The sequence below is a fragment of the Microbacterium sp. NPDC077663 genome, from assembly GCF_044542795.1.
Taxonomy (GTDB): Bacteria; Actinomycetota; Actinomycetes; order Actinomycetales; family Microbacteriaceae; genus Microbacterium.
The window spans coordinates 334,126-346,162 of sequence record NZ_JBITVE010000001.1; the positions used below are offsets into that span (position 1 = coordinate 334,126).

Annotated in this window: 10 protein-coding genes; 5 read left to right on the forward strand and 5 right to left on the reverse strand. The window is 67.7% G+C overall.

Annotated features, from left to right (window positions below):
- Positions 1–103: 103 nt before the first annotated feature.
- Positions 104–1,564 carry an SCO6880 family protein gene (locus tag ACIGEP_RS01605; RefSeq protein ID WP_396659887.1) on the forward strand — a complete coding sequence of 487 codons (1,461 nt, stop codon included), beginning with the start codon at positions 104–106 and terminating at the stop codon, positions 1,562–1,564.
- Here ACIGEP_RS01605 and ACIGEP_RS01610 read toward each other — a convergent pair.
- From ACIGEP_RS01610 to ACIGEP_RS01630, 5 genes are all read right to left on the reverse strand, one after another.
- The gene (locus ACIGEP_RS01610) at positions 1,541–1,927 is read right to left on the reverse strand and encodes a hypothetical protein (RefSeq protein ID WP_396659888.1); all 387 of its coding nucleotides are present in this window, start codon (positions 1,925–1,927) and stop codon (positions 1,541–1,543) included. The two genes, ACIGEP_RS01605 and ACIGEP_RS01610, sit on opposite strands and share 24 nt — an antisense overlap.
- Before the next feature lie 97 nt (positions 1,928–2,024).
- Entirely contained in the window at positions 2,025–2,567 is a 543-nt protein-coding gene (locus ACIGEP_RS01615; protein WP_396659889.1) for a signal peptidase I, read from the reverse strand.
- Positions 2,537–5,617: an RCC1 domain-containing protein gene (locus ACIGEP_RS01620; RefSeq protein ID WP_396659890.1), complete on the reverse strand. Its 3,081-nt coding sequence runs from the start codon at positions 5,615–5,617 to the stop codon at positions 2,537–2,539. Before ACIGEP_RS01620 ends, ACIGEP_RS01615 begins: the two co-directional genes overlap by 31 nt.
- Before the next feature lie 83 nt (positions 5,618–5,700).
- Positions 5,701–6,276: a hypothetical protein gene (locus ACIGEP_RS01625; RefSeq protein WP_396659892.1), complete on the reverse strand. Its 576-nt coding sequence runs from the start codon at positions 6,274–6,276 to the stop codon at positions 5,701–5,703.
- A gap of 79 nt (positions 6,277–6,355) precedes the next feature.
- Entirely contained in the window at positions 6,356–6,979 is a 624-nt protein-coding gene (locus ACIGEP_RS01630) for a hypothetical protein (protein ID WP_396659893.1), read from the reverse strand.
- Positions 6,980–7,319: 340 nt separating this feature from the next.
- Between ACIGEP_RS01630 and ACIGEP_RS01635 the strand changes: the two genes are divergently transcribed.
- The 4 genes from ACIGEP_RS01635 to ACIGEP_RS01650 all read left to right on the forward strand — a co-directional run bounded on the left by ACIGEP_RS01635 (position 7,320) and on the right by ACIGEP_RS01650 (position 11,952).
- Entirely contained in the window at positions 7,320–8,963 is a 1,644-nt protein-coding gene (locus ACIGEP_RS01635) for a LuxR C-terminal-related transcriptional regulator (protein WP_396659894.1), read from the forward strand.
- Between the two features lie 346 nt (positions 8,964–9,309).
- Positions 9,310–10,827 (forward strand): ATP-binding protein, encoded by a 1,518-nt coding sequence (locus tag ACIGEP_RS01640; protein WP_396659895.1) that lies wholly within the window; start codon positions 9,310–9,312, stop codon positions 10,825–10,827.
- A 64-nt stretch (positions 10,828–10,891) separates the two neighbouring features.
- On the forward strand, positions 10,892–11,356 hold the full coding sequence (locus ACIGEP_RS01645) for a hypothetical protein (protein ID WP_396659896.1): 465 nt from the start codon (positions 10,892–10,894) through the stop codon (positions 11,354–11,356).
- Positions 11,357–11,409: 53 nt separating this feature from the next.
- Positions 11,410–11,952, forward strand: coding sequence for a hypothetical protein (locus tag ACIGEP_RS01650; RefSeq protein WP_396659897.1), 543 nt, complete (start codon positions 11,410–11,412; stop codon positions 11,950–11,952).
- Positions 11,953–12,037: the final 85 nt, after the last annotated feature.

Genomic DNA, 12,037 nt, shown 5'->3' on the forward strand with positions numbered 1-12,037 from the left:
CGGTGTGGGCGGCAGCATGAGATCGTGCTGCCGCCCACGGCCATTCCCGGGGCGCGTACCTGACCGGCGACCACCCGTTCTTTCCCCTGTCTTGGAGTGTCATATGGCTACCGCATCCCCCGTGAACGAGTTCGAGCTGTCCCCGGTGAAGTTCTCCCGCCTCACCCGCCGCGGGATCATCCTCGGGCTCTCTCTGCCGCAGGTGATCGCCCTCGCCATCGCGGTAGCCGTGTTCGTTGCCTCCCTCTACGCCGGCGGCCCGGCCGCCCTCTACACGTCACCTGTCTGGGGCACCGCGCTCGCCCTCACCGGGGCCGGCATCGGCGGGCGCAAGCTCGTCGAATGGGTGCCGATCACCCTGCACTGGGTGCTGCGGTCCTTCCTCGGCCAGACCCGCTACCGGCGCCGCATCGCCAAACCCCGCCCGGCAGGGACGCTCGCACTGCCGGGAGACGCGGCACCGCTGCGGCAGTACGAGGACCTCGAGACCGGGGCGGTGATGGTCCACGACCCGCACGCGCAGACGCTGACCGTCCTGGTGGAGGTGACGCATCCGTCGTTCATCCTCCTCGACCCGGGCGAGCAGGAACGCCGCGTCCACGCCTGGGGCCGGGTGCTGTCCACCGCGTGCCGATCCACCCGCATCGCCCGCCTGCAGGTCCTCGAGCGCACCGTGCCCGACTCCGGGCAGGGCCTGGCGCAGTGGTGGGCGGAGCAGGGCACCGACGACGATTCCTGGGTCGCCCGCACCTACCGGGAGCTCATCGACCGGGCAGGCCCCACCGGGGAACGCCACATCTCCACGATCTCCCTCTCCCTCGACATGCGCGCAGCCAACCGGCCGATCCGTGCTGCCGGCGGTGGCGTCAGAGGCGCAGCCGTCGTGCTGCGGCAGGAGATGGACACCCTCACCACCGCGCTGCGCACCGCCGACCTCAAACCCACCGCCTGGTACACCCCCGGGCAGCTCGCAATCATCCTCCGCTCCGCCTACGACCCCGCCATCGCCGCCACCCTCGAACGATCCGGCAACATCGGCAAAGACCTCGCCGCCGCCGGCCCCGTCGCCGTCGAGGAGACCTGGGACAGGCTGCGATCGGACTCCGCGCATCACGTGGTGTTGTGGATCAGTGAGTGGCCGCGCGCGCTGGTGTATCCGGGGTTTCTCGCCCCGCTGCTGCTGAGCTCCAGGATCCGCCGTGCGTTCACGCTGCTGTGCGACCCGATCCGCTCCGACCAGGCCGCCCGCGACATCCGCAAGAAGAAGACCGGATACATCTCGGATGCCGCGCAACGTCAGAAGGTCGGGCAGATCGAAGACGCCCAGCAGACCGCCGAATACCAGGACGTGCTGCAGCAAGAAGCCGACCTCACCAGCGGCCACGGGGTCCTCCGTTACACCGGCCTCCTCGCCATCTCCGCCCCCACCAGCGAGGAACTCGAGACCGCGGTCGCCGCGATCGAACAGGCCGCGATCCAGGCCTCCTGCGAGACCAGGCGCCTCGTCGGGCAGCAGGCGCAAGCGTTCGTCGCCGCGGCGCTACCGCTGTGCCGCGGAATCTGACGGCGGCCACGCCAGCCGGTCGCTGTGGCGCAGCAGCAGGATGACGAGGTTCGAGAGCCGGGCGAACAGGTAGTCGTAGCCGTCCTCCGGGACGGCGTAATTCCCGGTCTCGTGGTGGCGGGGGTTGAACGTGTTGCCAATCTTTGTGAGCGCGATCATCTCGGCTTCTGCGAGGTCACGGAACGGCTCGCCGGCCATGTGTGCCAGCAGCTTCGCGGCGCTGGCCTTCTTGTCGCCCCCAGGGATCTCGATCGTCTCGAGCCGTTCGAACGCGTCCCGCAGTTTTTCCAGCCCCAGCTGACAGTCGCCGACCCGGCGAGACACGTAAGGCGTGCGCGCCTCAACGATCAGCTCGTCGAGCACACCGTCGGTGTATCTTGTCGCTGCGTTAGCGCTGTCTGTCTGGCGACTTCGCTCATCAATCGTTCCTGAGGAGCGGTGGGGTGGTATGGATCCTTCTTCATGTACGCCTGTCGCGGGATGGGCGTGTGCACCTGACCAAGTTCGGGAAGAGGATCAGCGCGGCGAGGAAGGCAGCCAAGACGACTCGCCCGAGAAGTGTCTGGGTGGCCTGCAGCAACCCTGACCACGGCGCGCCGATGTGGGCGGAGACCGTTCCGACAATGTCGGCAGGTGTCACTTCACGAGTGTCGGGGACGGGGTTGGCATCGCCTTGGGTCGTGAGCCAAGTCCCATTCACGTCGATGATGCGGTGGGTGTAGAGGGTGCTGTCGTCGCGTCGGACGGTGACGATTGTGCCGGGGACGAGGGTGCCGTTGGCGGGTGGTGCGAGGATGATGAGGTCGCCGACAGCGAATGTGGGTGCCATCGACCCGCCTTCCACGACGAGGATTCGCGCGCCCCAGAGCACGCTGGCCACGAAAGGTGCGAGCAGCAGCATGGAGCAGAGGACCATGAGTCCCCGTCGGAGGATGCTCAGCGTCCGGAGTAGCTCCGCCCGTGGGCGTGCGTTCATGGACGGGGTGTGGTCAGGGCGGTCCATGGTGAGGCGGGTCCGGGGTGGCCGTCGCTGGTGTAGCTGAGACGGTAGTAGTACGTGGTTCCGGGAGCGAGGGTGCAGGTCTGGTCGGGCAGCGCTGTCGCACCGGGAGCGCATTCTTGGCGTTGTGCGGGCAGCCCTTGCATGGGCGTGGTGGTGCTGACGATGTCCCCTTCGAGCCCGAGCGTGTAACGCGTGCCACCCCAGGCCCATCGGATGCCTGACGAGGTAACAGCAAAGCCCGCATTTCGAGTCAGGGCCACGTGCGTGACTTCTTGATTACCGAGAGCTTCGGGGTCGATGAGAGTGGGCCGTGAGGCGTTGGCCGTGGAGCCAATGCCCAGATGACCCCAGGTGTTCTCACCCCACGTGTAGACGTGTCCGTCGGCAGTGACGGCAGCGGTGGTGTTCCCGCCCGCCGTGACGCTGGTGACGGGCACGCTGCCGAAGTCGGCCGGGTCGACCCGGTCGATGAGGTTGCCTGGTGCGCGTCCGAGTTGCCCGGAATCGTTGCCGCCATAGGTCCACACGGTGCCATCATCGGTGAGGGCTACGAGGTGCCGAATCCCGTAGCTCATCGAGACGATGGTGCGGCCCTGCAGGTCCATCGTGGCGACCTGTCTCGGGCGTGTTATGCCGTCTCCCCAGGTCCAGAGCGTGCCATCGTCCGTGAGCGCCGCGCTGCGGTAGGACCCTGCTCCCAGCGCGACTATTGTCCGGTCGCCCATCATGCTGGTGTCGACGCGGACAGGGCGCGCTGTATCACGGCTGGAGGTGCTGGTACCGATCCCGAGTTGCCCGCTGCTGTTGCCGCCCCACGCCCACAGCGTTCCGTCGCTGGCGAGGGCCAGGTTGTGGTAATGCCCTGACGTGATGTGGGTGAACGTCGCCGCACCGAGCGCGGTGGCATCGACTTCAGTGGGAGGCTTCTGTCCGCCGCCGGCGGGGTTGCCCAGGGATCCGTCGCCGTTGTATCCCCATCCCCAGGCCGTTCCGTCGCTGGCCAGCGCGATTGTGTGGTTCCACCCCGAGGACAGGGCCGTGATGGTCCGTCCGCCGAACGCGTCATCTGCGATGGGACCGGGCGCATTCGAGTTCGTGGGGTTTGCGCGACCGAGTTGACCGTTGCTGGAGTCGCCCCATGTCCACACGGCGCCGTCTTCGCCCAGCGCTGCTGAGAAGTGGTACCCGGAGGAGATGCTCACGAGTGGCACGTCGATCATCGCCGCTGGCACGGGCCCACTATCGACGTAACCGACGGTAGCTGACGCCTCTACCACGGTGGTCGGGTTCGCGCCGTCCGCCGTCAGAGATCGCTCGAGGGTGTAGGTCGTCTCGGTGTCGGATCCGGCGGAGTTCCAGGTGACGCCGATTTGCGTACCCGTCGATGTCGCCGGGTCCAGTCGGGGAGTCAGGGGAGCGAGCGCGGTGGTCAACCCTACCCACGCGGAGGGCGGGGACACCCACTTCCCGATGGTGTAGCTGACGCGGTAGTAGTATGTCGTATCGGGGGTGAGAGTGCACTTGCCGTCGTTGGTGGGCGAGGCGCCGGGTGGGCATTCCGTGGCCGGTTCCTGGTAGACGGGGGTGGGTGTGGGCGCACCGATCGTGGTGTTGTTGCCGAGTTGGCCGAGGCTGTTCCGCCCCCACCCCCAGCCGGTCCCGTCGCCGGCGATGACGAGGACCCGGAGCCCGTACGTCGAAACGGCCCGAGGGTTTTGGGTGGGCATCGCGGTGGTGTCGACCTGGACCGGGATGGACGAGATTTCTACCCCGCTGCCGGTGCCAAGCTGCCCTTGCTGATTGCCTCCCCAAGTCCAGATCGAGCCATCCGTCGCAGTGGCCACGGAATTGTAGAGGGAGGCGGAGATGTCGGTCAGCGACCGGTTACCGAACGAGGCGGGGTCGATCTGTCGAGGTTCGAGGGTGCTCTCAAGGTTCCCGATGCCCAGTTGACCGTTGGTGCCCTCACCCCACACCCACACGGTGCCATCATCCGTGCGGGCCAGAGTGTGGTAGCCCCCGGCTGCGACGCTGGTGACGGTGCGTCCAGCGAAGGACGCCATATCGGTCGGGACCGGCGCGAAACTGGCGTCGTCGCTGGCGGTTCCGATGCCGAATTGCCCGTTCATATTTCCGCCCCACGCCCACAGAGTGCCGTCCGTGGCGCGGGCGATGGTGTGCCAGATGCCGGCGGACACCTGCGCGAAGGCGCGCCCGCCGACAGGTGCAGTGTCGATTTGGACGGGAGTCAACGCGAGGCCGCCATTGGCGAGGCGCACGCCAAGTTCACCGCCGAGGCCCCACCCCCAGGACCAAACGGTTCCGTCGTCAGCAACGGAGGCCACGTGCGCGCTTCCCCCGTCCACGCTCACAAGATGCCTCCCGGCGAAGGCGGAGGTGTCCACTTGCACGGGACGATTCGAGGAGGTCTGGGTGCCGTTGCCGAGTTGCCCCCAGCTGTTGTCTCCCCACGCCCACACCGTGTCATCGGAGGCGATCGCGATGGTGAAGCGTGCTCCCGTGGTGAGCGAGGTCACCACGCGTCCTCCCAGCGGGGCCATGTCCACCCTGACGGGGCGGGTGGAGGAGTCGTTGTTTCCGGTGCCGAGTTGACCGTACTCGTTGTCCCCCCACGCCCATACCACGCCGTCTTCGTCGACAGCGGCGGTGAATGCGTCCCCGGCTGAGATGCTCGAGAATGTTTGCTTTATCTGGGTTGGTTCGAGGTGGCCGGTGTCGGTGAAGGCGGGCTCGGTCAGGCCGGTGGCGATGGTGTCGGGGGCTGCTCCGTCTGGGCTGAGGGAGCGTTCCACCGTGTACGAAGGGCTGGCCAGGCCGGGAGCGGCCCAGGCGATGTCGATGGACTGTGCCGCCGATTGGGGGGTGTCCGGCGTGATAGTGATGGGTTCAAGCGTGCCAAGGGTGAGGCTGTTACCGGTGCTGGTGTCGCCTGCGGTGAAGCCCGCTGTGGTGCTTCCGATGGTCCCGCCCAATGCGATCGCGGTCGCGAGGGCGACCACAAGGAGACGGGGGACGGGAACGCGGATCATGAGGTCCTTCGAATGGGAAGCTGGGAGAGGTGTCCGGCTCCCCGCGGGGGCGGTTCGGGGAGCCGGACGGGTGGGTGACAGATCTAGGGGATCTGTTCGGCGGTGACCGCGACGTCGAAGGTGACGCTCTTGCCCTGTGCGGTGTTGTCCGCATCATCGGAGAGACCGACCTCCACGGTCACCGCGGCGGCGGTGTCCTCCGCGAGGGAGGCAACGGTGACCTCGGGCGGGGCTGCGAGGGTGCCGGTCGCGGCTTGTCCACCGCTGGTGATCGTGACGGGGATCCATCCGGGAAGGCCGGCTGGCGCGTCAGCACCGGGGGCAACGTTGTCGAGGGTGACGGTGTACGTGAACGCGGTGGTACCGGTGTTCTCGAACGTGAGCACCTCGGCGGGGTCGGCGGTCTGCCCGGGAAGCATACCGGACACCGTGAGAGGTGTCTTAATGGTTTCGCCGATGGTGAGGGAGCCTGTGCTGACGCTGTTGCCGGTCACGGTCTCCTCGTCGGTGAAGAACGCTCCGGTCGCCCAGAACCCGCCTGCACCCAGGGTGAGGGCAGCGAGAACAGCGGCGGAGGCGAGGAGGGTTCGCTTGCCCGGTCGGCGACTCCGCGGTGCAGCGATGTCATCGAGGGGCGGTGGGGTGAGGGTGTCGGTCATGGTGTGGCCTTTCTGGTCGCCCGGTCGGGTCGCCGTCATGTGTGATGGAGCGGGAGGTGGTGCGTGGGGTGTTCACGTGTCACCGCTGGGTTGCGGTGACCGTGCTGTCGTAGGAAAGGGTCTGAGACTGGGCGGAGTTGTCGGCGGCGTCCGGGAGCGCGACGAGATAGTCCACGGTCAGCGAGTTGCCGGGTTCCAGAAGGATCGGGCCGCCGCCCGGCGAATCAGCGAACACGGATTTATCCGACTCCGTACCTTGAACGGTGACAGTGGCCTGAAGGGTGTTCTCGAGCGTTCCCCCACCATCGGGCAGGGTGGTGCCGATGACCACGTCGATGGGGAACGCGGCGATGTTGGTCACGTGATACCGCAACCCATCCGCGCTCTGGCCGGGCAGGAGCTCGGTTGGGTTTGAGGCTTGTACCGAGTCGATGTGGATGAGCGAACAGCCGGTGCCGGACTCCTGTGCTGCCGCGGGCGACGTTGGGCTCGTGGCGAACACCACAATCGCGATCAGCCCCGCAGCGGCGACGGTGCCTGCAACGGCACGGCGGCGGCATAGCAGGACGATGACCCCGGCGATCAACGAAGCTGCCGCGATGAATGCCAGCGACCCCAGAATGGAACCATCGACGCCGGTGGCGGCGAGCGGTCCGGCGCCGTCGCTGCCGATGGTGCTCGTGCATACATCCTCCACATTCATCAGGCGCCTGCTATCGATTGTTGCGCGGCGGCACTATGCCGGGACCGCGATCGCCGCGTCGGTCGTCGCAGAGGGCCGTCCGGCGTGCAGGTCACCCATGAGCCTTGAGAAGTAGACATGCAGATTGCCCCTAGTGGCGCGGCCCGGGTGGCCGCATGGAGACGCTAGCGACCGTTGCGCTGGACATGCATGGGTAGTTTGTACTCAACTTCCGGCCACCGACCGGACACCGGAACACGCTCCATCGCGATGCCGGCATGACCTCGGAGACCATTCCAACCGGTGCGGGTGGTGAGTGCGACGGTGGTGGGGGAAAATGGTGGGACGGAAGGGACAGTGAATGGGTGGGGCTGGTCACAGCGGAGATGTGATCCTGGAGCGTGCATTCGGGTCGGACCGGAGGGAGACAGCACGCGAGGCGATCGCGGCCGCCCTCGCCGCCGGAGACGGAAGGTTGCTGCTGCCGGCGATTGCGGCCGAGGCGACCTCCCTGGAGGTGTTTGACCCGAACGAGTCCGAGCTTGTCACCGCGATCGCTGACATCGAGACGCTCCCTGCGTCGGCGGAACGCTCCGCCGCGGTCAGCTTCGTCGGATTATGGACCGGCACGATCACGGAGAACGGCATCCGCACCGCGACCGGCGCGACGAGACAACTGCTCGCCACAGCTCCCGCCGTCGCCGCCGCACTTGCCACCTCGGCGGCACTGATTCTCCTCGACACAGCCCGGTGGGAGGCGGCGCACGAGTTCACGAACCTCGCCCTCGCGGGCCTCAACCTCAGCGCCGCTCATCCACCCGCCCCCAAAGCGCCAGACGAGGACGCTACTATCGCGTGGGCGTGGTACACGCTGATGGCGGTAAGAGTTTTGACGCAGTGGAACACCCACGCCGGGCACGACGCTTACGACGTCGTCGACCGCGCGCTCACGGCAATGCGGGAGCAGAATCAGTTGCGTGATCATCACGCCGCAGCACTGGTTGCTCTCGGGCACGTCCAAGCCGGACGCGGACAGTTTCTCGATGCCGCCGCCACGCTGCGGCGGGCCATCCCTCTCCTGCCCGCACACCCCGCGTCGCCGCGCATCGGTGGGCAATCCCTCCTCGCCCTCGTGCTGTTCCGGTCTGGGCAGTGGGACGAGGCCCGCGACGTCGTCGACGCCGTCGCTGCCGCCGCGCGCACCACGAACACCCTCTGGGCCACCGACACCGCACTCGCCCTCGACACGCTCCGCGCGACCGCCGATGGATCCCCCCGCCACCTCGACCTCATCAAGCGCACCAACGCGATCCAGCAACTGCGATGGACGCAACACATCGACGCGATCCTGCTGCACGCCAAACTCCTCTCCGCCCTCCAACGAAATGACGGCGTGACTCTGCGCACCGTCCTCCACAACACAGCCGACCCCGGCTACCGCCTCCTCTACACACCCACCGAATGGCACTGGTGGACCACCGTCGCGCACCACCTCGCCCCCGGCGCCACCACAAGCCGTCGCAAGGAACCAACGGCTGTCCTTGCGGGCAAGGACGAGCCAGGGAAGTCACTCAGCACAGCATGGGACGCGGATCTCGACGGCGATCCCCAAGGGGTTTGGGATGCTGTGTCGCAGCTGCTGACGTCCCTCGGCCCGCACGACCCGGTACTCGCCGCGTGGAGCACGATGGAAGCGGGCTCACTGCTGCAACGTAACGGGGACGCTGACCGTGCGTCCGATCTTCTCCAAGACGCGCACGAGAGGTTCACCGCTCTCGGCGCCCACGCCTTTACCAGACTCGCACCCCTGAAGGCACACCGCGGCGGCACCTACAGCCCCCTCCTCACGCCACAGGAAAACCGCATCGCGGCCCTCCTCGCCAACGGCGCCACCAGCACAGAGATCGCCACCACCCTGCACCTCTCCCGCCGCACCGTGGACAACCACGCCGCCACCATCCTCCGCAAACTCAACCTGACCCGCCGCCGCGAACTACGCCCATAACGCGGCAGCAGCCGTCCGCGAGTGCCGGACCGGCCAGCACCGGCAAGTTGCCATCGTGCACATGTCGGCCTCGAGTAGCAAACGAACGAGTCGGCTGCTCACCAGAGAAGGTGGGCCGCAGCGGCCTGCAACTGGTGGTGTCAAAGAGCTTACTGAGGACGAATTCGAAGCCGACGGCGCACGCCTCGGCGACTTCCTCTGGTGCGCGGCGGGCGGTGAGCCCGCGCGGAGAGTTGGCTCATCGACACTCGTGAGCACACCGACACCTCACACGTGGGTAGGAGCAATGGTCAGCAACACAAGGCAGACGTACCTCCCTGTATCGACGAAGGAGAGGGACGTCACCGTGGCTTCGAACCCCAAGAAGTTGTTCTCGACGGTGCTGGTCGAGGACGGCACTGAGAAACGCGCCCATAAAGCGCGTGAACGGGCCGCCCGTCAGGTCGTCGCCCGCGAGCATGCCGAACAGCGGCGACAGGCCCGGGAGCGGGCGGACGCGGAGCGTGCCGAGGCGCGCTCGACCCTCTACCTCCCGCCCGGCGGGGAGCCGGGGAGGGCGGCGTTGCGGTCGTACCGTCCGTTCCGGGTGCCGGCGCATCAGGACACGTCGGCGGCGCTGCGGGGCGCGTATCCGTTCCTCGCCGAAGGCGGCCTCGGCAGTCAGGGCGTGTTCGTCGGGCAGGACATGTACTCCGGCGGCAGTTTCGTCTACGACCCGTGGCGGCTGTACCAGCGGGGCATCATCACCGCCCCGAACCTGGTCCTCGCCGGTATCGTCGGCTCCGGGAAGTCATCGCTCGCCAAGTCGCTCTACACACGGTCGATCCCGTTCGGACGGCGCGTCTACGTCCCCGGCGACCCGAAAGGCGAGCACACACCCGTCGCGGAAGCCGTCGGCGGGAAGGCAATCGTCCTCGGCCACGGGCTCCGCAACCGCCTCAACCCGCTCGACGAGGGTTACCGGCCCGCCGGCCTCTCCGGCGCCGAATGGGCGTCGACCGTCGCCGCGCGCCGCCGCGACCTCATCGGGGCGCTTGCCGAGACAGTGCTGGAACGGGCGCTGTCGCCGTTGGAGCACACGGTCATCGACATCGCCCTGCAAGACGTCGTGTCAACAGCAACGGTGCCGATCCTGCCGATGGTCGTCGACCGCATCCTCAGCCCCGATCCCGGAGGGGACGAGCGGCTCGCGGAGGACGGACGCATGGTCGGGCATGCTCTCCGGCGGCTGGTCGCGGGAGATCTCGCCGGCCTGTTCGACGGGCCCAGCACGGTGTCGTTCGACCCGTCGCTGCCGATGATCACCCTCGATCTGTCCCGGGTGGTGGAGAACTCCACGCTCATCTCGGTGCTGATGACGTGCTCGTCCGCGTGGATGGAATCCGCTCTCCTGGACCCGAACGGTGGGCAACGGTGGGTTGTCTACGACGAGGCGTGGCGGCTCATGTCGCACCCCGCGTTGTTGAAGCGGATGGACGCGCATTGGCGGCTGGCCCGCCACTACGGGATCGCGAACCTGCTGATCTTCCATAAGCTCACCGACCTCGACAACGTCGGCGACTCCGGCTCCGCCATGCGCAGCCTCGCAGGCAGTCTGCTCGCGAATGCGGAGTCGCGGATCATCTACCGGCAGGAGTCGGATCAGATCGGGACGACCGCGAAGACGCTGGGCCTGACCGGCACCGAGCAGAAACTGTTGCCGACGCTGGGAACGGGGCAGGGGCTGTGGCGGATCAAGGAGTCCAGCTACGTCGTCCAACACCAACTGCACCCCGAGGAACTGCGGGCCTTCGACACGACCCAGCGCATGGGCCAGATCCCGCGGAAGCATGCCGTCATGGCCCCGGGAGGGGGTCTGTCATGAGGGTACGCCTCGTGCCCGTTCCGCACCAGAGATCTGGCCGGTTCTCGCCCGGGGAAGTCCGACCGTGGTGCTGAGCGAGGAGGAGCTGACGCGGAACATGATGGCGCTCGACGACGGGCTGCACCGCATCGAGAAGCAGTTCGAAGATCACGTGGTGTTCTTCTCCGAGGACCCGCTGACCTTCGGCGGCGAGCACTTCGTCCTATACCCGGTGGGAGGCTCCTCTCCCCGGTTCGCGATCGAGGAACACTACCCACCCGGGGTCGGCTGGTCTGACGAAGACCGGGTACCGGGATCGTGGACGTGGGTGGCCGAGGCGTACCTTCCACAACCGGACGGCTCCTACATGTGGGTGTCGCACGGCGAAGGCGAGATCGCATCACAGGACTATCGGGAGCTGCTGACGATCGCGGAAACATGGGCACGAGCCCTGCACGATGTGCTCGCGCGTGAAGCAGCCCTCACGCCGGATCCGCCCGTCGCGGAGCACACCGGGCGGGAAGATCCGGGACGTACCTGGCCGGCATGAGCCGCAGAACAACACCATCCCCGTCCGTCACGGATCTCCCGGGAGGCGACGCGGTGAGCGGGCAGCAGGGTCGTCCCCGGCGACCGCGCCGCGGAGGCGCCGGTCGGACCTCGCCGGGGCGGGTGGTGCCGGCGGTGCTGCCGCAGATCGTTCTCGAGGCGGTCAGCGCGGACACGCTGATCGCGACCGTGAACGGCGACACGGTTACCGCCGCCCCGATCAACCGGACCGAGGTGCACAAGACCGTCGCCGAGCTCGTCGCTCTTCTCGGGACCCCGACGCGGGTGGAGGTGAGGGAGATCGACGGCACCGTCCACGCCGACATCCTCACGCCACCCCCACCCGGTCCCGACGATCCGGCGACCGGCGAGCCCGGGAGGGCGCGGCCTGCGGCGTCGGAGCTGGTGGAGTTCGCCGGGGACGGGTACGTGCCCGGCGAGGATGTCGCGGTCGCGGTGATCCTCCGGCACACCTGCGCCGACCACACCGGTCACGCACGCGCCCTCCTCGACCGGACCGAGCTCCCGGACGTTCCTGGGGAGCTGATCTTGCTCGGCCGGATCTCCGAGACCTTCACGATCCACCGCACCGACTGAGCCCGGCGCTGGCTCACTCTGACAGTGGCTGACCGCGGGGGCGCGGTGTCGCACCTGTTCTCCTGCCCCGCACCATCTAGTCGGT